We start from the raw sequence: 20,181 nt of genomic DNA, 5'->3' as shown, positions 1-20,181 counted from the left end.
TAGGGGGTTCTGCGCCTGGGTTAACCAAGGACAATGATCGGCCCTCCGGCGGCATTGGCATCGGCTTCATCGTGGGTGACCAGCAGCGTGGGTAGGCCTGCGGCCCGCAACTGGCCGAACACCAGCGTGCGCATTTCCTGGCGCAATGCCGTGTCGAGCTTGGAAAATGGCTCATCCAGCAGCACGGCGCGGGGCTGTGAAAGCAGCAGGCGCATCAGCGCTACCCTGGCTTGCTGGCCGCCGGAAAGGGTAGCAGGGTCACGGGCTTCAAAGCCTGCTAACCCTACCTGCTCTAGCGCTTGGGCGACCTGCTGGCGCTTGTCGTTGGTACGGTGTGGCAGGCCAAAGCGCAAATTTCCCGCTACGCTTAAATGCGGAAATAGCATGGGATCCTGAAACAGCAGGCCAATGCCGCGCCGTTCAGCGGGCAGTGTGTCCAGGCGTTTATCGCCAAGATAGAGTTCACCCTGGGCCTGAAAGGCAGGCGACAAAAAGCCCGCTAGATAGGCCAATAGCGTGGATTTACCCGAGCCGGAAGATCCCATGACAGTTAACACTTCCCCTGGTGCTATGTCGCGGTGCATCGCTAGCAGCGTTTCGTCTGCGAGCGTAATTTTCATCTGCTTAATATGCAGCGTTTGGAGATTATGGGTCATGCAGCTCCTCGCATTTGGCGGCGTTTTGCCCATACAAGGCGGGGAATCAAGAGTGCCAGACTAAAGCCAATAAAGGGCAGCAGCGCTTGAAGTAGTGCCAATACCGCCACCAGCCGGCGGTTGCCACCAGACGCCATGGCCACAGCTTCGGTGGTGATGGTAGGAACACGCCCACCGCCCAACAGCAGCGTTGGTAAATACTGCCCGATGCTGACGGCTAAGCTTACCGCACAGGCGGTGAGTAACGGCGCCAGCAGCAGAGGCAGGCGCACTTGCCAGAAAGCTCGCCAGGGGGTAACACCTAGCGACAGCGCCACCTGCACCCACCGGGGATCCAGCCGCCGGTAGGCTTCTGACAGCGATAAATAGAGATACGGCACCACAAATAACAGATGAACGGCGACAACCAAGGCGTGCTGAGGACGAAGACCAGCACTTTCAGCAGCCACCACTAAGCCAAATAGAAACGCCACCTGGGGCACAATAAGCGGTAGGTACAGCAGCCAGAGTGCTCGCCTGGCAGGCAGGTGGTGGCGCGCCGCGTGCTCCAATGTGGCTACCACCAGTCCCGCAGCGATGAGCGTTGCGGCCAGCCCAACACTCAGCGTATTCATCAGCGGTGTCGTCACACTGGGCAAGATGCGCTGCCAGTGATCCAGCGTGAAGGAACCCGGCAGCGCGTCTGGAAAGCGCCAAAAACCCGCCACTGAAAAAAGTGCAAGCCCGCCTAGCGCGCTTATCGCCAACAGCGTGACGGTTAACAGCAGTGCACGGCCGCCAAATGCAATCACCCTTGAGCATGAACTACGCGCTCCATTAACCAGCCAGCGCCGGCTAAGTCGTTTAACCCCTTGTTCGCCTAACCACCAGGTCAGCAGTGCCGCCAGGGTAACGCCGAGCTGCAGCAAGGCACCGGCAGAGGCCATAAAGCGGCGGCTTAAATCGGGGTCGTTAAACCAGGTGAGAATCGAAACGCTCAGCGTTGGTGGTAGGGTGGGGCCAAGAATCAACGCCATATCTACCACCGAGGTGGCGTAGGCAATGACTGCATATACCGGCAAGCGAATCAGTGGGTAAAGTGCAGGGAGAACGCACTTTAGCCAGGCAATACTAGGCGCGTAGCCCAGCGAACGCGCCAGAGTGACACGCAGCTCGGGGCGTAGCTGTGGCAACGCCGCCAGGCTCATCAACAGCAAAAAGGGCACTTCTTTGAGGATTAGGCCTGCCATCAGCGCCAAGCCTAATGGGTCGTTGACGATCAGCAGGTCAGGGGGGCGTTCCCACCCAGTGAGCCCAGGAGAGACCCAGCGCACTAGCAACCCTGAAGGTGCAATCAAAAAGGCGAGCCCAAACGCCACGGCGGCATGGGGAATGGCCAGCAGCGGTGAGACCATCCGCCGAATAGCACGATCAAGCCAAGTGCCTTGGCTAGCCGCCAAAAACAGCACTACGATCAGCAGCGACACCAGCGTAGTGATAAGTCCACTAAAGTAGCTCAGCAGAACAGAACGGTGCAGGCCCGCGCGCGCCCATAGGGCTTGCCATGCCTCCAGGTGGAACGTATCCCCCCCAAGCACCGGCAAATAGCCAAAGGCCGGAAGAATCACCATAAGCAACCCTGTCGCTAGCGGCAGGGTTAACACGCTTATCATTACCCAAGGGGCTAGACGCAGCAGCATCGGCTTAGTTCACGTAGCGTTCTTGCCACGCGTCAGCTATTGCGTCTACCCAGCTTGGATGCGGTTGGCCTAGCACGTCACCTAGCTCGCTAGGCGGCAGGGTAGCGATCCCCAGGTCAATATCATCAAACAGCGCGCGCTCCTCAGGCGAGAGCGTGTGCATAGCCAGCACAGTGTTGCTACCCCACACTTCTGGATCCTGTTTCTCCGCCTGTGCTTCTGGCGACATTAGGTAGTTGGCCACCACCATCGCGCCTGCTTTGTGCTGGGCGTTATAGGGAATGGCCATAAAGCTCATATTGCCAATCATGCCGCTATCATGCACATAGCTTCTTACCGTGTCGGGTAGTTCGTAGTTAGCGATAGCGCCCGAGGCTTCGGTGGTGCTAAACGACAGCGCAATGCTGATTTCGCTGTCGCCCATCAGGCTGCGCAGATCAGCACTGTTGGAAGGGAACGCACGACCGGAGCGCCACAGGTGAGGGTGAAGCTCATCGAGAAATTCCCATAGTGGTGCTGTTGCGGCGTCGAAGTCCTCTTCTTGCATGGGGTCATAAAAGATATCCGTGGTATCACTTAGCTCTAGCAGCGCCTGAGTAATAAAGGCATTGCCCAGAAAGTTAGGCACTTGGGCATAGGTAAACTCACCGGGGTTCTGTTTAGTCCACTCCAGCAGCTCTGACATGTTGTTGGGGTGGTTTTCTACTAGCGCGGTGTCGTAGTAAAAAACTACCTGAGAGCTGCTCCAGGGGGACTCTAAACCGTCGACCGGAATGGTCCAGTCGTAGCGTACGGCGGGGGTGTTGTCAGGGTCGGTCAGCGCGTAGTAGGGCATGGCGTCTGCCCAGGGCCCAAACAGTAGGCCATTGGCTTTCATGGCGGCAAAGTTCTCGCCATTAATCCAGATCATATCGACGCTACCCCGGTCATCGTTGCCGGCCTGCTTCTCAGCCAGCACCCGCGAAACAGCTTCCGAGGTGTCACCCAATTTGACGTGGACAAGTTCTATGCCGTACTGCATTTCTACCTGCCGCGCTACCCAGCTGATATACGTGTTAATACGCTCTTCGCCTGCCCAGGCATTCCAATAAACGGTCTGGCCGCTGGCTTCTTCTAAGACCGCCTCCCAGTCGCTTGGGTCTGGTGCGGCGGCGGCGGGCACGGTGAGTGACAGCATGGCAGTGGCAACGGCGGTGGTTAGGATAGCGCGTGGCTTCATAGTGACATCTCTTGAAATCAATGGGTTATAGAGCTGTTTGTAGGTGCTTAAGTTCACTATGCACCCGCTCAATAATGGGCAGTGACAAATAGTGCTCGACCCGGTCCCGCACGTGCTCAATGACGGCGGCATCGGTGAGCTCTGCTGACCAGTCCTGGCCGCGATGCGCCGTATCCTGAGTGTGCAAATGCTGGGCGCGCCACTTGGCGCACCAGGTCAACGACCACAGCCAGGTGGCGCGGCGGCATGCCACTAGAGTTTCCGCACTGGGTGATTTGGCCATACGTGCCTGCCAGCGCTGATAAAAGGCGACGACTTCGTCCAGGGTGAGCACTGCTTGGCTGTTAATGTCCCAGGTGGTTGAGGTGTAAAGCGAGGTGTGGGCGAGATCAATCCCCGGCAGACCATAGCGGCACTTCTCTAAGTCCACAAGGATCGCACGGCCTTCTGCTGTCATCAGGAAGTTGCCGGGGTGGGTGTCAAAGCTGATTAGGCAGCGCTCGGCATCAGGTAGCGTGACGGGCAGCGCGTTCAGTTCGTCGCGAACACGTGAAATAACAGCGCCACTCAGGTCAGCTTTTTCCAGCCACTCGGCTTGGCGGCTGACTTCCTCACACATAGCCTGCCAGGGGTCTGCCGGGGCCAGCAGTGGCGCGGGATGTGCTGGCAACGGCAGCTGGTGCAGGCTGGCCAGAGTGTCGGCAATGCACGGTAAATCTTCTGGCAACTGCGCCAGCCGGCCATCAATGGCATCCACCAGCAGACCACCACGGGGTAGTGCGTCGCTGACTGGCAAGGTGCCGTGTAAACGGGGTACGTGGCCACCTTGGCTGGCGCGCTCGTAGCACGCTGCTTCATAGGCAAGGTTATCTGCGGGCGCTAGATCCATCTGGCTCTGTTTGGGCAGCCGGGCTACCCAATCATCGCCATGGCGGTGCATCCATACATGATCGTGAGCAAGCCCGGTGTCCGCCATTGGTGAAAGTGATTGGTAAGTGATCCCCGCCTGTTGCAGTGAATTTTCCAGTGTCTGCAAACGTACCTCTAAAGGTGTGGGCATAGCGTCATCCGTGTCAGTATAAGTTTAGCAATGCCATTAAGTGGCTGTTCTTGTACCAACCTTACACGGTTATGATAAAAAAGTGATTAAGGCGTGGCAGAAGGGCGCGGTGGCCAAAACGTCGCTATCTTTACCCATCCCCAATTACGCCGTACCAGGAGGCGCAAACATGTTTGAGACGGCTATCGTGCTGGGTGCAACAGGGGCTGTAGGCACGCAGTTAGTCACCCAGTTAACCCAGCGTGATGAGGTTGCCACTGTCATCGTGCTGTCGCGTCGTGAGTTAGATGTATCGCAGGCTTTTCCGGATGCCGTTGCCGCTAAAATCAGCCTGCGGGTGATTGATGTTAACAAACTGGAAGAGCAGGCTGCGGCCTTAATACCTGCCGGTTCAGTAGCTTTTGTGGCATTAGGTACAACGCAAAAACAGGCGGGTAGTAAAGCGGCTTTTCGCGCTATTGATCATGGTCTGGTTCTGGCATTTGCTTGTGCATGTATGTCCGCTGGAGTGAGCCAGCTAGGCGTAGTCACTGCGGTTGGTGCCAATGCGCGTTCTGCCAGTTTTTATAATCGCGTTAAAGGCGACGTGGAGCAGGATATCCAAGCGCTGGGGTTGCCGAGCGTATTTTTTGCACGGCCCTCGCTGCTGCTGGGGCGGCCGGATGATGGACGGGTTGCAGAAAATATCGCTGAAAAGCTGTTGACGCCGATGGCGCCGTTGCTACCAAAAGCAGTACGTCCGATTGCGACACAGCGCGTTGCAGCTGCCATGATTGAGGTGGCGTTTAGCACTGAGCAGAAGCGGCCGATGTTTGTGCTATCAAATGCTGACATGCATTCACTAACGTCACCGGCACGGCGGCCTCACTCTTGATTGAGGCTGGCGAGTCCGACTGCCTCGCGCAGAAAGGCGTCGATGCTCTCTGAGTAGGTCGGTTCGCTGTCAAGAAAGCCGGTGTTATGACCTCCTTGAATCTCCAGTAACTGCTTTGGCTCCTGGGCTGCTTGGTACACCGCTTCTCCTTGGGCAAAGGGAATAATCTCGTCGTCGCGGCTGTGAATGACCAGTAGTAGTGCGGATATCTGCGTAACATAGCTTTCCACTGGGTAGTCAATACGTGCCAGCCAGCGCGCGGGTAGGAATGGATAGAGCTGTTGGGCGAGTTCGGGCACCGAGCGAAACGGTGACTCAAGGATCACTGCTGCAGGGGCCGCGTGGTGCTCTTCTAAGCTTGCCGCAAGCTCTGCGGCCACTGCCGCTCCCAATGAACGGCCGAATACCACTATTTCGTCGGTCTCGTTTCCTTCATCGCGCAGCCATTGCCAAGCGGCGCGAGCATCCAGTGCCGTGCCTGCCTCTGATGGGCTGCCTTCGCTGCGGCCATAACCACGGTAATCGATGATCAATACCGACAAGCCCAGCCTCTGGAACTGGGCGATGCTCTCAAGCCGATGGGAAATATTGCCCGCATTACCGTGAAAGAACAGCAGGCTAGCGCGAGGATTCGGGGCGGGTACCCACCAGGCATCCAGGGCCACGTTGTCCTCAGTGGTCAGGGTCACCGCTTCCCATACCAAGCCACGGTCGGACGGAGTGGCAATATGCTCGCGGCCAGCGTTAGGCAGGTACAATAAACGCTCCTGGAAGGCCCACATCAATGCCACCAACAGGGCATAGATTATCGCCAGGGATAGCACTGTTTTCGCCATCATTCTCGCCATAGATTCGGCTCGTCGGATAAATATCGACGGTAAAACACATGCATTAGTTTTGCATGGGAATATCATCTTTCCAGCGAAACCCTACGCCACCGGCTTTCCAAATGCCGTCGCGATTAAAAGGGTGTGGCCCATCCAGATTGATGTACTGCGGCAACCCAAAATGAGGCGCCAGGTTCTGTCTAGATTTCACCGTTACACGGTCCATGATCCGCAGTCCTTGTTCTTCTGCGGACATATGCGCCTCTGGCGCCGCCCGGTGCGCTAGCGCCCAGTTATCAACGTACAGTAGGTCACCGGTGTCGTAGTGATACCGTATGCCGTAATGCTTCTCAAATGATGCATTTAATAGGTCGTTGTAGTCGTTGAAAAGCTGTTTCATCTCATCTTCGTTGAGCAGTCGAAGCTGATCGGTAGAGGCCGGTGCTTGTTGCAGTTCATCAATGGGTAGGTCTTTTTCGGGAAACCGTTCGATGACCGCACCGGTCATGCCTAGGTGGAGCCATACGCTCTTGCGTCCTGAAATGGGATGCGTGTGAACAACGGGATGACTGACGCCTGAAGCCGAGTTAACAGACACCAATCTCTCCCAGAAAGCTTGCTTTTCCTCTGGCAGCGCATCAAAGGCGGCGCCTTGATGGGCAAAGTGAGTGCCGCCGCCTTGCTCAGGGGCGCGTGCCATATAGTAGGCTGAGTGAGAGAACGTCGCTGCCTCGAAGCTGCCGTCGTTATGCCACTGGGGCCCAACGCCTAGGATTCCGTAGCGGTTGTCGTTGGAGCAGCGGAAAATATCCCGGTTCATACCCGGCGTGGCGGGGTGGACGCCATGGGTCGAGTGAATTTCTCCGGCACCCCACGATTTGCTGGCATTGACCAGCTCATCCGCCGAAAGGTCTGTTTGGTGCTTGAAGACGATAAATCCGCGGTGCGCCATTTCAACTTCCAGAGCTTCAATAACGGGCTTGGAGAGCCGGGTGCGAACATCGGCGCCGTATATTTCAATGCCAAGCGGTTCAAGGGGCTTGACCGTCAACCCTTCTCGCTCAAACAGCGATAGGTGGTCAGGGTTCAGCGGCGCTATGGTAGGTAGCGTGCTGCTGACGTTATTGGATAATGTTGTCATATGGGAGTGAGCTCCATGGGTGAATGCGGGGCAGTGTCACTCGATAGAGGGTAGTGACTCGCCCTTAGGCCATCAGGCTCTAATGGCCCAATACCTATGGGCAGGCCGTCAGCGGTTTTGTTCCTGACGCGTTCCGCCAAGCGGGGCACCTAACCCAAGACGGCACCTTATTAGGTGCCGTCTTGGGTTGCGCCATAATCAGGGCTTTTTTAAAGCTTCGCGATTTTCGCCTTTTGCTCTTCCAGCAGCTTTTTGGCGGCTTGGAATTCAGCAAGCTTGCCACGCTCTTTTTCCACCACGGAAACCGGCGCTTTGGCGATAAAACCATCGTTGCCGAGTTTCTTCTCAATGCCGCCGATCAGTTTGTCTTGCTTCTCGATCTCTTTAGCGAGACGAGCAAGCTCGGCGTCTTTATCGATTAAATCCGCCATCGGCACCAGGACTTCCATATCGCCGACCAGCTGAGTTGCCGAGAGCGGGGCGTCGTCTGGGTTGGCCAGCCAAGTGGCGCTTTCCAGCTTGGCCAGCTTGGCCAGGAAGTGACGGTTGCTTTCCAGACGCTCGGCGTCTTCGGCCTTGCCCTTGGTGAGCAGTACATCCAACGGTTTACCCGGGGCAATATTCATCTCGGCGCGGATGTTACGCACCGCGATGATCACGCCTTTCAGCCACTCGATATCTTGAGTGGCCTGATCGTCGATTTTGCTCTCGTCAGCTTCCGGCCAGGCTTGGAGCATGATCGAGGCGCCTTCGCCCACGTAAGTGCCCGCTAGCGGTGCCACGCGCTGCCAAATCTCTTCAGAGATATAGGGCATCATCGGGTGGGCCAGGCGCAGGATAGTTTCCAGTACCCGGACCAGGGTGCGGCGCGTTCCACGCTTAGCTTCGGCGCTGGCATTTTCGTCCCATAAAACAGGCTTGGAAAGCTCCAGGTACCAGTCGCAGTATTCGTTCCAGACAAACTCATACAGCGCTTGGGAAGCGTGGTCGAAGCGGTAGTCATCCATGGCCTTGGTGACCTGAGCTTCGGTTTTCTGTAGCTGTGAAATAATCCAACGGTCAGCCAGGGAAAGCTCAACCTCTTCGCCGCTGGTGCCGCAATCTTCACCTTCGGCATTCATCAGCACATAGCGCGAGGCGTTCCACAGCTTGTTGCAGAAGTTGCGGTAGCCATCCAAGCGGTTCATATCAAACTTGATATCGCGCCCGGTGGTGGCTTGGGAGAGGAACGTAAAGCGCAGCGCATCGGTGCCGTGGGCTTCAATGCCGTCTTTAAACTCGTCTTTGGTGGCTTTAGCAATCGCCTTGGCCTGTTTTGGCTGCATCATATTGCCGGTGCGCTTTTCCAGCAGTTCATCGAGCGTGATGCCGTCGATCAGATCGATAGGGTCTAGCACGTTGCCCTTGGATTTGGACATTTTCTGACCCTGACCGTCGCGTACCAAACCGTGCACATAAACGGTTTTGAAGGGTACTTCGCCGGTGAATTTCAGCGTCATCATGATCATCCGAGCGACCCAGAAGAAGATGATGTCGAAACCGGTGACCAGTACGCTGGAGGGGTGGAAGGTTTCCAGCTCCGGGGTTTTTTCCGGCCAGCCCAGGGTGCCAAACGTCCACAGGCCTGAGCTGAACCAGGTGTCGAGGACATCTTCGTCTTGGGTCAGCGCCACCTCGGCAGTCAAACCGTGCTTCTCGCGGGCTTCCTCTTCTGTGCGGGCAACGTAGACATTGCCTTCGGCATCGTACCAAGCCGGAATGCGGTGGCCCCACCACAGCTGGCGTGAGATACACCAATCCTGCAGATCGCGCATCCAAGCGAAGTACATGTTTTCGTAGTTCTTGGGCACGAACTGGATGTCGCCGTTTTCCACCGCTTCGATAGCGGGCTTGGCAAGAGACTCTACGGCCACAAACCACTGGTCGGTGAGCAGCGGTTCGATGACATCGCCGGAACGGTCACCGTAGGGCAGGGTGTTGTTAACGGCTTCTACCTGCTCCAGTAGGCCCAGGGCGTCCATATCGGCAACGATCTGCTTGCGTGCTTCAAAGCGGTCAAGCCCAGCATATTTGGCAGGCAGGGTCGCGTCTTCGTCTGGCTGGGGTTGGCCTTTCAGGTCGAAAATTTCAGCTTGTTCAAGAATCGCCGCGTCTTTGGAGAAGACATTGATCAGCAGGTGGTTCTGGCGTTTGCCGACTTCGTAATCGTTGAAATCATGGGCAGGGGTGATCTTCACGCAGCCGGAGCCTTTCTCCATATCGGCGTGTTCGTCGGCAACAATAGGAATCCGACGACCAACCAGCGGTAGCTCAATAAACTTGCCGACCAAGGACGCGTAACGTGCATCGTCGGGGTTAACCGCCACGCCGGTATCGCCCAACAGGGTTTCCGGGCGGGTGGTGGCCACGACAACATAATCTTTACCGTCGGCAGTTTTGACGCCATCGGCTAGTGGATAGCGGAAGTGCCAGAAGCTGCCTTGCTGCTCTTTGTTTTCCACTTCCAGGTCGGAAATAGCGGTGTGTAGCGTCGGGTCCCAGTTGACCAAACGTTTGCCGCGATAGATCAGCTTCTCTTCGTGTAGACGCACAAACACTTCTTGCACGGCTTTGTAGAAGCCGTCATCCATGGTGAAGCGCTCGCGGCTCCAATCAACGCTGGCGCCCATGCGGCGCAGCTGGCGGGTGATATGTCCGCCAGACTCGTGTTTCCACTCCCATACTTTATCGATAAACGCATCACGGCCGAGATCGTGGCGCGTTTTGCCCTCTTCAGAGGCCAGCTTGCGCTCTACCAGCATTTGAGTGGCGATGCCCGCGTGGTCAGTACCTACCTGCCACAGGGTGTTGTTACCCTGCATCCGCTTCCAACGCGTCAAGGTATCCATAATGGTGTCTTGGAACGCATGGCCCATGTGCAGGCTGCCGGTCACATTGGGCGGCGGAATCATGATCGAAAAAGGCGCGCCCTGGCCAGAAGGGGCAAAACGGTTATCGGCTTCCCAGCGCTCGTACCAGTGGGTTTCGATCTGTTCGGGTTGGTAGGTCTTTTCCATGGAATCACTCACAGCAGAGACGCCCCGCGTGGCGAGGTATCGAATTCATTAGTCGAGGATGCAAAATGGCGACAAGTATAGCGCGACTCGGGCGGGGCCGTCAGGGGCGGGTTATGAATCGGCCCCACCGTTAATCGCGCATGGCGCGGTCGCGTACTTTTACAACGGGCTCCATTAGGTAGTCCAGTACGCTGCGCTTGCCGCTGAGAATATCAATTTCCGCCACCATGCCGGGAATAATGGTTAGCGGTTGGTTGTCGGCGTCATATAGGTAGCCTTCGGTGCGTACTTCAACCGGGTACATCAACTCGCCTGTTTCGGGCATTTGAACAGCATCGGCGGCAATTGTGACCAGCTCGCCATCCAGGCCGCCGTAGCGGGCAAAGTCATAGGCGGTTAGTTTCACCTTCACCGGCTGGCCGGGGTAAAGAAAGGCGATATCCGCAGGGCGAATGTGCGCCTCAACTACCAGTGCGTCGTCGGCAGGGACTATTTCGACCAGTGGCTCACTAGAGCGTGCTACGCCACCGACGGTACTGATGTGCACCTGGTTGACGACCCCAGCCACCGGCGATCGGATCGTGGTGCGTGCGACTTGGTCTGCACGGCCGGGCAGCGTTTTTTCAAGCTCAGCAACGTGGGAGGTCGCCTCGGCCAGCTGGGCGAGAGCGTCGGCTTCAAAGGCGTTGCGGGCAGCTATTTTGCGGTCTTCTATTTCAGCAATAGAAGATTCAGCGCGGGCAACGGCGCTTTGTTGGCGGGCCACCTCGCCGCGTAATTCATTGAGCGATTGGCGCACCCGTAACAGCGAAGTTTCTGGCTCGATGCCGCGCTGGGCCAGCGGTTGAATAATAGCCAGTTCCTGTTCAGCCAGCTGCACACCGGAACGGGCAGTGCTTAGCGCAGCTTCTAGCTCGGCTTTTTCCTGGCGGCGTTGGTAGCCTTGCTGTTCAAGCACCTGTAGCTCGGCGTTTAGTTCCAGCTGTCGCCCATGGAATAAGCGGGTTTCACTAGCAGCGACGCTGGGCGCGCCTTGGCTGAGAGCGTAGTCCAGCTCCAAAGGTACTTGGTTAATTTCGGCTTCCAGCCGTTGTAAGCGCAGCTGCAACGAACGCAGGCGTTGAAGGCTCTCTTCGTAATCACCTTCCAGGGTGCCTCCGCTAAGCACCATCAGCGTATCGCCTTGTTCGACTACATCGCCTCGGCGCACGTTGATTTCGGTGACGACGCCACCCTCCAGGCTTTCCACGATCTGTAGGCTGCGTGACGGCACGACTTTGCCTTGACCCCGGGTGACTTCATCGACTTCCGTGAGGTAGGCCCATAAAAAGCCAATCAGCAAAAAACCAATAATAGTGAACAGGAGTAAGCTGCTGGCGATTGGGCGCTTGGCGCGACCATGGCGAACGAAGTGTTCAAAATCCAGCTGGGAATTAGGGCGGCTCACGGTGTTGTTCCTTCACGCGGGCGGAGGGGGGGAGCTTCCACAGGACGCATCACTTTGGCTTTAGGGCCATCGGCAATAACCTGACCCTGATCGAGAATAATCACTCGGTCGACCAGCTCCAGAAGGCTGGTGCGGTGGGTCACTACGACTAGGGTTTGCGATTGGCTAGCCGTTTTCAGCCGGGCGATGACCTCTTTTTCGGTTTGAATATCCATGGCGCTGGTGGGCTCATCCATGAGCAGAATAGGCGGCGCGCCAAGCAGTGCGCGGGCAAGGCAAATGAGCTGTCGTTGTCCGCCGGAAAGCCCTTCGCCACGCTCGCCAATGGGCATGTCGTAGCCTTTGGGGTGGCGGGCGATAAAGTCGTGGGCACCGGCTAATTTGGCAGCATTTAGAATTTGCTCATCGCTGGGATGGTGGGCGCCAATCGCGATGTTCTGGCGCACGGTGCCGGAAAACAGCCAAGCCTCTTGCAGCACGCTACCGATGTTGTGGCGTAAATCTGCCGGGTCGATTTGGCGAATGTCGGTATCGTCTACCAGCACCGAGCCCTGTTCTGGCGGGTAAATGCCTAACAACAGCCGCGCTAGCGTGCTCTTGCCGGACCCCACTCGGCCCAGGAGTGCAACCTTTTCCCCCGGTTCAATGGTCAGGTTGATAGCGGTCAGCGCCGCCGTGGTTTGCTCGGGGTAACGGAAGCTAACGTCGTGCAGGCGAATTTTACCCTCTAGGGCTGGGCGGCTTAGATATTGACGGCCCGCGGGGCGCTCGGAAGGCATATTCATCAACTGGTCAAGCGCCCGGTAAGAGGTGCGCGCTTGGTTGATGCGGGTCATGGTTTGAGCCAGCTGCGCCAGGGGGGCCAGCGCGCGTCCGGTGAGAATCACACAGGCGATCATTGCCCCCATGGATATCACCCCATCGCCTACTAAAAACACCCCGTATACCACAATGCTCACCTGGGCAGCCTGCTGGGCTAGCGCGGTAGCATTTAACGCAAACTGCTGTATTGCGCGGCCTTTGCGGCCGACATTCGACTGCTGATGCACGCTTTCTTCCCAGCGCTTGCGAATCATTGGCGCGGCACCGCTGGCTTTAATGGTCTCAAGCCCGGCCACGGCTTCAATTAGCACGCCTTGCTTAGAGCGGTTCTCCTCGAATGCCTGACCGGAAAGACGCTTAAGGAATGGTTGTACGGCAATGCCCACTAGCAACACTAGCGGTACTGCGATCAGTGGCACTAAAAACAGCGGCCCACCAATCAGGTATATCACGCCGATAAACAGCAGAATAAAGGGTAAATCAACCACCGCTACCAGCGACGCCGAGGCGAAGAAATCACGCAGCGACTCAAATTCCCGCAGCGTATTAGCGAAGCCGCCGGTAGACCCCCGCTTTGCGCTCATTTGTAGATTGAGGACATGGTCGAAAATGCGCCTGCCCATGCGGAGGTCGGCTTCTTGGCCTGCCCGCTCAATAAATAGCTGGCGTAGGGTCTTCACCGCAAAATCAAACACCAAGGCAATGCTGACGCCGATCGTAAGCGCGATCAGAGACTCAATCGCTTCATTTGGCAGCACACGGTCGTAGACCACCATAATAAATAGCGAGGTAGCTAGGCCTAAAAAGTTGGTGAGTGCAGCGGCAATAACGACTTGGGTATATACCCAGCGGTTAGATGAAAGCGCGCTCCAGAACCAGTGGCCGCCTTGAATGGCGGGTTCGCTGTTAAGTGTCACCGGGCGGTAGCGGGCGCGAACGGCAATGAGATAACCAATGTACTCTGCCTCCAGCGCGCTTAAGGCGGTTTCTACCGGCTGGTTACCAAGCGCTGGGTCGAACAGCGCAAAACGCTGCTCATTGATACGTTCGATAATCACCACGGCGCGGCCGTTTTTGAGCAGTGCGACCGCCGGTAGGAGTGAATTGCCCAGTGTTTCAAGGGCATGTTCGCCTAGCGCGGCGACCATGCCGTGACGTTCCGCGGCATCAATAAATCCATCGGGTGTAAGCGGTGCGTCAGCCCCCACGCGGTGGGCGCGTACAGCGGCTTCAGAAACAGGCAGTTCCAACTGGGCGGCTACAAAAGTTAAGCACTGCTCAAGAGGATCCGTGCTCGGGTTAGCGGCGTTCAAGATAAATCTCCATCACGTCGAGTAGCTGCCCGGTAACCGCAAGCTGTTGGAAGCTCGCCTGCTCCCAACGTACGCGGCGGTTGACCAGCTCCAGGGCAGTTTGGAATAGGTCGCGCTGGGCATCCAGCAGGTCATTAATACTGCTCCTGCCGACTGCAAACTGATCGCGGTAGGCCAGTAGCGCCTCTTCTTCAGCAGCAAGGGTGGCAGTTTGCGCTTCCAGCTCTGCTCGGCGGGTGCGGGTGTCGGTATAGGCGGAGCGTACTTCCCGCTCCAGCTCGCGCCGCAGCGCCTGCTGTTCGAATTGACTCTGCTGCTGACGTTCAACCGCTTGGGCAATGCGCGCCGAGGTCGCACCGCCGCTATAGGGGGTGTAGTCCAGGTTGAAGAGCAGCGCTACGTCGTTGTCCGAGTCGCTGAAGTCGTTAACGTCAAACTGTCGGCCTTCCACAGCCACACTTAGGCTTGGTAGGCGGGCATTCCGGGTAGACTTGGCTTCAGCATTGCTGGCTTCACTGGCTAGCGTTTGGCTGCGCAGTGAAGCGTTGCGGGTAAGGGCGTCGTTAAGCAGTTGATCAGCACTGGACTCGCTTAACAGTGCGGCCCCTTGGGGTAAGGCAACTACGTCTGGCGTAGTGAAAAACGCTTCTTGATAGACGTTGACGGCGCGGGCCAAGTCACCGTCCAGGGAAACCAATCGAGACTTAGCGTCGCTTAGTCGGCTTTGTGCGCGCAGCATGTCGGCTTGTGACCCAGCGCCCGCCTCGCGGCGGAGTTGAACGTCTTCAAAAATACGTTGATGCTGCTGCAGATTGTGCTCGGCTAGCTGTTGCTGAGCGGTCAGGCGGGCTACATCCAGGTAGGCGGTTACTGCGTAGAGGATTTCTTCCTCGACACTCGCATGGGACTGCCAAAAAGCAGCTTCAGCGCTTAGGTCTGCTGCGCGTAGCCGTTCGCCACTGGCGCCAAAGTCCATTAGCAGCTGACTGAGAGTGACTACCGCGTCTACGCGGGAGCCGCGGTCGGGCAATGATTCAGTGCGTTGTAAATCGTTGCGGTACTCAAGTCCAGCATTCACTTGGGGGCGGCGCACGGCGCGCACTTCGTCAATTTGCAGCACTGACTCACGCTCCCGGGAGCGCTGGGCCAGAATGCGCGGCTGCTGCTCTAACGCCAGCTGGATTTTATCGCGCAGGGCGTTTAGTGCTTGAGTTTGCCCCATTGGTTGGCCAGCCTGCCAGCGAAAGCTATCCAGTAACTGCTTAAGTGACGGCGAAAAAACCGGGCCTTCCAGAGAGGAGGTAGGCAGCGGCGCGGAGATAGGGAGAGGTTCATCCAAGTCAGTTTCAGCGACGAGTAGGGGGCTTGCGAGCAAACAGGCAGCCCCCACGCTGATAAGTAGTCGCCGTTTATGTGGCAGCGTATCAACATTGAAAAACATTCACTTTCCTGGATAACGTCGGTGCTTAGCACCCAATTAAGAGGGATCCGGCCATTGGTAGTGCTCTTCGCTGCTTAGCGCTTCCTGCCATTCAGCAAGCGGGCTTGGTGTAGGTTCGGGCGGAGGTGCGGCAGTAGCCCTGCGCCGCTGGTAAGCGCTGAGAATGCCCAGCTGTAGCTGAGACTGCAACTGAGCGTACACTAAAGGCACGGCGCCTAATTGCCAGAAAAGCCCTATTTGTTCAGTTGTTAGCGCCTGCCAGGCACGCTCATCGATTTGATACAGCGGCGTACTGCCTTGGTAAACCTTGGGCTGCCAAGGCGTGAGTAGGTGGGCGTTGGCTAATGTTTGTAGCTGCTGCGCTACTCGCTGGCAGCCTTTTTCCCGCTGTTGAAGAAAATTCAGTACCTGTTTAGGGAAGCTTGCTAATCCTCCCTGTTGGTTAAAAAAGGGCTCAGCATCCAGGCGCTCCACCACACAGGGTGAGCGCTGGTCGATGCACAGTGTATCTGGGAAATCGCGATGCAGCCCGAACGGATGGCTGCGCAGCGCAGCAGGTACATAGGTCGCCCGCCAGCGACCCTCGCTGTCAATGATCAGGTTATTGGCACCGTCTAATCCGAGCAGCGCTACCGCCTGCCAGCCATCACTCCCTTTGATAAGCCCAATAGGAAAGCAGGCGGCGGCGAAGCGCAGTTCTGGTTCAGCGAGAGAGACATAAGCGGTGTGCCGAGCAAAATGGTAGGCAGTGTAGCGCTGCCACATCAAACCGCCGTGGTGCTCTTGGCTGAGCGGCACCCATTGGGCAGCGTGGGCCATAGTGAAGACCTTTCGTGACGTTGCTAAAAAATGGCTACCTTAGCAAGTAATCGCTGGAATCATTTACCTGAAGAGAGCCCACGCATAGCGATTAATCCAAGCACTGGTCCTGGCAGCAGCCACCAGACCACCCATGGCCCTTGGCTTGCCCACAGGGCGGTGACCAAGGCGATAGAGGGGATTGTTAAGCCAAAGCCGATAGCGTTCATCATGGCAAGGGCTGCGCCCAGCCGTTCGGGTGGGGCAGCGGCTGACGCCAGCGCGGAAAACTGCGCCGAGTCGGCAATGACGCTAAGGCCCCAAACCCCCAAAAGTGCCAGCAGTAGCCAGGGTGATGTGCCACCTAAGAGGGGATAGGCCAAGCAAAGCGTGCCGGAAATGGCTAGCGTCACAAAGACTACTCGCGCGCTGCCCACGCGGCGGCTCCAGCGACCAGCCCAAACGCAGCCGGGCAGGCCAAGGGCAATGACCGCAAAGCTTACCCATGGCTGCAAGCCGGGCGCTGCAGTGAGTCGTTCAAGCTCGCGCGCGACTAAAAACGGCACGAGCGCCCAGAGGGCATACAGCTCCCAGCAGTGACCAAAGTAGCCCAGCGACGCAGCGCGGAAGTTCTTTTGTCTGAAGGCAGTAAGCCCTGCCCAGGGGCGCCCGCCACTGGCTTTGGCAGGTAGATGCGGCCCTACGCCTAGCTTGAAAATCATGAAGGCGGCGCATAGTGCAAGGGCAGAGGCCAGCAGCAGCGGCCACTGCCACGGCAGATGCAGCGTAAGCCCACGCAATAGATGCGGCGAGGCGATGCCCAGGGTAAGCATGCCCACTAACCAGCCAAGGGCGGCGCCTGCGTGGGTGGGCGTCCAACTCACCACCAACTTCATGCCGAGAGGATAAATACCCGCTAGGCATAGCCCCACCAAAAACCGTGCCACCGCTGCTAAGCTGACGCTTTCCGCCACGCCGATAAAGGCGGCGTTAATCAATGCGCCTAGCACCGCCGAGGCGGCAAACAAGTGGCTGGCACGGACACGATCGGCAAGCCCGGTAGTGGCGATTAACAGAGTGCCGGTAATAAAGCCCGCCTGCACGGCAATGGTTAGCATCCCTAAGTCGCGCTCACTCATGCCCACGGCATCTTGAAGTGCCAAGCCAACGCCATTCACGCTAAACCATAGCGAGGTACCCAATAGCTGGGCGATGACGATCGTAACAAGCGGGTAGCGCGTGAACACGTTTACTTCTCCTTGAGTACAAATGGCGCGGCAAGGCGCCGCTAATGGTAATCAACAATTTGCCGTCATAACGAATTTTTTGAAAACAGTACTGTCGGACCGGGCAGGTATCGACAGTTAGCCTGTTTGTGGCCTTGTTGACTAGCCACCGCGGGAGCCCGTAGCCAAGACGATTCGCTACCACAGAGCTTTGTTGTTCCTGCTGTGTAGGTGGTTTGTCATAGGGTCATATAGGGTTATCGCAAGACCCGTCAGTACTGTGCCGGGTAGGAATACATTTTGTACGCAATTGGAGTTTTTATGCACCTAGCTAAGCTTTTCGTTCCAGCAGTCGCAGCGCTGGCATTCAGTGTTCCCGCCATGGCCCAGCAAATGGGTGGTGCCACCCCCAGTGTCGATGACCAAGTTAATCAACTTGATGAAATGGTGGATCTGAATGAAGGACAGAAACAGGAGTTGAATAACCTCTTGACCCAGGTGCAAAACGAAATCATTAGCAAGGAGCAGGAAGCCCAGCAGTTGCAACAGCAACTTGGCGAGCAGGTTGGGCCCGATTACGATGAAGCTGCCATACGCGCGGATGCGGAGCGTCTTGGTGACCTAACGGCCGAGATGACCGCTGATAGCGTTATCATTCAGTCTCAGATCGAAGGTGTATTCACTCAGGAGCAGCGCGATCAACTGGATGAGGCGATGGCTCAACAGCAGGAGCAAATGCAACAACAAATGCAGGAGCAGATGCAGCAACAGCAACAGGGTGGCTAGGGCGAAGACTGCCTAGCCGCACCCATAGTGATTGCCTAATGTCTGTTGATGGCCCCGCCAAGTGCGGGGTCAGATGTCTCTGGTGGACGGTCTTACCGGCTATTTATCCCAGTTTATGCGGCACCACCTCATGCCCCATTTCTTTATAGCGTTGCCAGCAGGCGCGTTTAGCAACTAACACTTGCTGGTGTTGATTGATGATCTCTGCAATTCTCGCGTAGTTTTCTACGCCGTCGGGGATCTCAGGATGCAAGTTCAGCAGCGCAGTCTCTTCAGTGGGTACTGGTAGCTGTTGCCAGCCGAGCGTGATGGGCACGCTAGCGGCCATCGCGCTATCTTCCAATGCATGGGGTAGGTAGGCGTCTTCGCGGAAATTCCACAGCGCTTCATCGGCCTGTTCGGCCAGGGCTTTGTCTTCGCAGTGGAGGTGCAACCGATACCCTTTGCGGTGGATCGTTTCGGCAAGCTTGCAAGCAAACTGCAGTCGCGCTTCCAGGGTAGTGTCGGGAAGGATATAGAAGTCGATACGTGCCATCGGTGGCTCCAGCGGTTCCAGCTCTTTCAAAAAAAGCCTACCGCCGTTGCAAGCGGCGGTAGGGCGCTGGGTGATACCTGTTGGTTGATACTAACTGATTTATACCAACCGGGTGAGCCAGCCGTACTTATCTTCGCTGCGGCCATACTGCAGGTCGAGCAGCGTTTTACGGATACGCTTGGCGATCTCGTTATTGCCGTCGCCTTGCAAACGAATACGCTCGTTTTCGGTGACTAGCTCGCCTACCGGGGTAATGACCGCTGCGGTGCCGCAGGCGAACACTTCGGTAATCTCACCTGATGCTGCGCCTTCACGCCATTCGTCAATGCTGATGGGGCGCTCTTCTGGGGTTAAACCGGCGTCTTTAGCCAAGGTGAGGACTGAGTTACGGGTAACGCCTTCTAAGATAGTATCGGTAAGCCGGGGAGTGACAATACGACCATCTTTATAGACAAAGAAGAGGTTCATGCCGCCTAGCTCTTCGACCCATTTGTTTTCGGCAGCGTCGAGGAACGCTACTTGGCTGCAGTCGTTGGCGGCAGCTTCTTTTTGCGCTGCTAGCGATGCTGCGTAGTTACCACCACATTTGGCAAAGCCGGTGCCGCCTGGGGCCGCGCGCTTGTAGTGTGACGAGAGCCAAATGGAAACCGGTTCAATGCCGCCTTTGAAGTACGCCGCCGCGGGTGAGGCAATGACGTAGTAGTCCACCTCATGGGCTGGGCGCACACCTAGGAAAGCTTCAGAAGCGATCATGAACGGACGCAAATAGAGGCTGCACTCGTCGGCATCGCTTGAGGGCGTAGGCACCCAGTTGTGGTCTTTGGCCAGCAGTGCTTTAAGCGAGCCGATAAAGTCGTCGTCGGAAAGCACCGGTAGCGCTAAACGGCGAGCGCTCCGACGGAAACGCTCGGCATTTTTCTCCGGGCGGAAGGTCCAGATAGAACCATCGGCATGGCGATAGGCTTTGATACCTTCAAAAATTTCCTGACCGTAGTGCAGCACCGATGCTGCAGGGTCAAGGATTAGCGGACCATAGGGGCGCACCTGATGGCCGTGCCAGTCAGCGTCGACTGTCCAGCGGACGTGGGCCATGTGATCAGTGAAGTGCTTGCCAAAACCAGGGTTTTGCAGAATGTTGTCACGAATTTCATCAGCTATCGGCTGATTGGACGGCAGCATTTCAAAATGTGATTCAAGCTGGGTATCTGAAGCTGTGGGCACGGCGTATTCTCTCCGCTATAGCCTGGCCCCGAAGGGCAAGTGTTAGTGTTTGTTAGGTGTAGCATGCGCCCTGAAAGCAG

16 protein-coding genes are annotated in these 20,181 nt (G+C 56.9%); 2 read left to right on the top strand and 14 right to left on the bottom strand.

All coding sequences use genetic code 11. The features are described from left to right. Positions 1 to 20 precede the first annotated feature (20 nt). Genes BB497_00965 through BB497_00950 form a run of 4 tightly spaced genes read right to left on the bottom strand, consistent with a single transcriptional unit; the run spans position 21 to position 4,614 of the window. Entirely contained in the window at positions 21 to 656 is a 636-nt protein-coding gene (locus BB497_00965) for an ABC transporter ATP-binding protein (protein ID AVI61374.1), read from the bottom strand. Continuing rightward, positions 653 to 2,332 (bottom strand): ABC transporter permease, encoded by a 1,680-nt coding sequence (locus BB497_00960; protein ID AVI64219.1) that lies wholly within the window; start codon positions 2,330 to 2,332, stop codon positions 653 to 655. The genes BB497_00965 and BB497_00960 overlap by 4 nt, the downstream gene beginning before the upstream one ends. 7 nt (positions 2,333 to 2,339) lie before the next feature. Beyond that, on the bottom strand, positions 2,340 to 3,554 hold the full coding sequence (locus BB497_00955; protein AVI61373.1) for a hypothetical protein: 1,215 nt from the start codon (positions 3,552 to 3,554) through the stop codon (positions 2,340 to 2,342). A 25-nt stretch (positions 3,555 to 3,579) separates the two neighbouring features. After that, complete coding sequence (locus BB497_00950) at positions 3,580 to 4,614, bottom strand: aminoglycoside phosphotransferase (protein ID AVI61372.1); 1,035 nt, start codon at positions 4,612 to 4,614, stop codon at positions 3,580 to 3,582. A 169-nt stretch (positions 4,615 to 4,783) separates the two neighbouring features. On the opposite strand from BB497_00950, the gene BB497_00945 reads away from it, so the two are divergent. Next, positions 4,784 to 5,488 (top strand): nucleoside-diphosphate sugar epimerase, encoded by a 705-nt coding sequence (locus BB497_00945; protein AVI61371.1) that lies wholly within the window; start codon positions 4,784 to 4,786, stop codon positions 5,486 to 5,488. Here the strand turns inward: BB497_00945 and BB497_00940 are convergent. The 8 genes from BB497_00940 to BB497_00905 form a co-directional block, all read right to left on the bottom strand. Beyond that, a complete protein-coding gene (locus tag BB497_00940) occupies positions 5,479 to 6,336 on the bottom strand; it encodes a lysophospholipase (GenBank protein AVI61370.1) in 858 nt (285 codons plus the stop codon). The genes BB497_00945 and BB497_00940 overlap by 10 nt on opposite strands. Positions 6,337 to 6,379: 43 nt before the next feature. Then, positions 6,380 to 7,456, bottom strand: coding sequence for a taurine dioxygenase (locus BB497_00935; protein AVI61369.1), 1,077 nt, complete (start codon positions 7,454 to 7,456; stop codon positions 6,380 to 6,382). A gap of 209 nt (positions 7,457 to 7,665) precedes the next feature. After that, positions 7,666 to 10,512 (bottom strand): valine--tRNA ligase, encoded by a 2,847-nt coding sequence (locus tag BB497_00930; GenBank protein AVI61368.1) that lies wholly within the window; start codon positions 10,510 to 10,512, stop codon positions 7,666 to 7,668. A gap of 130 nt (positions 10,513 to 10,642) precedes the next feature. After that, the gene (locus tag BB497_00925; GenBank protein AVI61367.1) at positions 10,643 to 11,959 is read right to left on the bottom strand and encodes a secretion protein HlyD; all 1,317 of its coding nucleotides are present in this window, start codon (positions 11,957 to 11,959) and stop codon (positions 10,643 to 10,645) included. Then, positions 11,956 to 14,094 carry an ATPase gene (locus tag BB497_00920; protein ID AVI61366.1) on the bottom strand — a complete coding sequence of 713 codons (2,139 nt, stop codon included), beginning with the start codon at positions 14,092 to 14,094 and terminating at the stop codon, positions 11,956 to 11,958. The genes BB497_00925 and BB497_00920 overlap by 4 nt, the downstream gene beginning before the upstream one ends. After that, on the bottom strand, positions 14,081 to 15,535 hold the full coding sequence (locus BB497_00915; protein ID AVI61365.1) for a type I secretion protein TolC: 1,455 nt from the start codon (positions 15,533 to 15,535) through the stop codon (positions 14,081 to 14,083). Before BB497_00915 ends, BB497_00920 begins: the two co-directional genes overlap by 14 nt. 36 nt (positions 15,536 to 15,571) lie before the next feature. Further along, positions 15,572 to 16,354 (bottom strand): multidrug transporter, encoded by a 783-nt coding sequence (locus BB497_00910; GenBank protein ID AVI61364.1) that lies wholly within the window; start codon positions 16,352 to 16,354, stop codon positions 15,572 to 15,574. A 59-nt stretch (positions 16,355 to 16,413) separates the two neighbouring features. Then, positions 16,414 to 17,580, bottom strand: coding sequence for an MFS transporter (locus BB497_00905; protein AVI61363.1), 1,167 nt, complete (start codon positions 17,578 to 17,580; stop codon positions 16,414 to 16,416). A gap of 300 nt (positions 17,581 to 17,880) precedes the next feature. On the opposite strand from BB497_00905, the gene BB497_00900 reads away from it, so the two are divergent. Then, positions 17,881 to 18,345 (top strand): hypothetical protein, encoded by a 465-nt coding sequence (locus BB497_00900; protein ID AVI61362.1) that lies wholly within the window; start codon positions 17,881 to 17,883, stop codon positions 18,343 to 18,345. A 103-nt stretch (positions 18,346 to 18,448) separates the two neighbouring features. On the opposite strand, the gene BB497_00895 is transcribed toward BB497_00900, so the two are convergent. Both BB497_00895 and BB497_00890 read right to left on the bottom strand, forming a co-directional pair. Further along, positions 18,449 to 18,880, bottom strand: coding sequence for a DNA polymerase III subunit chi (locus BB497_00895; protein ID AVI61361.1), 432 nt, complete (start codon positions 18,878 to 18,880; stop codon positions 18,449 to 18,451). Between the two features lie 99 nt (positions 18,881 to 18,979). Then, the gene (locus BB497_00890; protein ID AVI61360.1) at positions 18,980 to 20,101 is read right to left on the bottom strand and encodes a branched-chain amino acid aminotransferase; all 1,122 of its coding nucleotides are present in this window, start codon (positions 20,099 to 20,101) and stop codon (positions 18,980 to 18,982) included. Between the last annotated feature and the right edge of the window lie 80 nt (positions 20,102 to 20,181).

It is taken from the genome of Halomonas sp. GFAJ-1 (genome assembly GCA_002966495.1).
In the GTDB taxonomy this organism is placed as follows: domain Bacteria; phylum Pseudomonadota; class Gammaproteobacteria; order Pseudomonadales; family Halomonadaceae; genus Vreelandella.
The sequence above is the reverse complement of the archived record's forward strand: the minus strand, read 5'-3'. Positions and strand labels throughout refer to the sequence as shown.

What these genes read in the sequence shown, in the direction of transcription:
- BB497_00965 (AVI61374.1), bottom strand. Translation starts at nt 656, where the DNA reads ATGACCCATAATCTCCAAACGCTGCATATTAAGCAGATGAAAATTACG.
- BB497_00955 (AVI61373.1), bottom strand. Translation starts at nt 3,554, where the DNA reads ATGAAGCCACGCGCTATCCTAACCACCGCCGTTGCCACTGCCATGCTG.
- BB497_00950 (AVI61372.1), bottom strand. Translation starts at nt 4,614, where the DNA reads ATGCCCACACCTTTAGAGGTACGTTTGCAGACACTGGAAAATTCACTG.
- BB497_00945 (AVI61371.1), top strand. Translation starts at nt 4,784, where the DNA reads ATGTTTGAGACGGCTATCGTGCTGGGTGCAACAGGGGCTGTAGGCACG.
- BB497_00940 (AVI61370.1), bottom strand. Translation starts at nt 6,336, where the DNA reads ATGGCGAGAATGATGGCGAAAACAGTGCTATCCCTGGCGATAATCTAT.
- BB497_00935 (AVI61369.1), bottom strand. Translation starts at nt 7,456, where the DNA reads ATGACAACATTATCCAATAACGTCAGCAGCACGCTACCTACCATAGCG.
- BB497_00930 (AVI61368.1), bottom strand. Translation starts at nt 10,512, where the DNA reads ATGGAAAAGACCTACCAACCCGAACAGATCGAAACCCACTGGTACGAG.
- BB497_00915 (AVI61365.1), bottom strand. Translation starts at nt 15,535, where the DNA reads ATGTTTTTCAATGTTGATACGCTGCCACATAAACGGCGACTACTTATC.
- BB497_00910 (AVI61364.1), bottom strand. Translation starts at nt 16,354, where the DNA reads ATGGCCCACGCTGCCCAATGGGTGCCGCTCAGCCAAGAGCACCACGGC.
- BB497_00900 (AVI61362.1), top strand. Translation starts at nt 17,881, where the DNA reads ATGCACCTAGCTAAGCTTTTCGTTCCAGCAGTCGCAGCGCTGGCATTC.
- BB497_00895 (AVI61361.1), bottom strand. Translation starts at nt 18,880, where the DNA reads ATGGCACGTATCGACTTCTATATCCTTCCCGACACTACCCTGGAAGCG.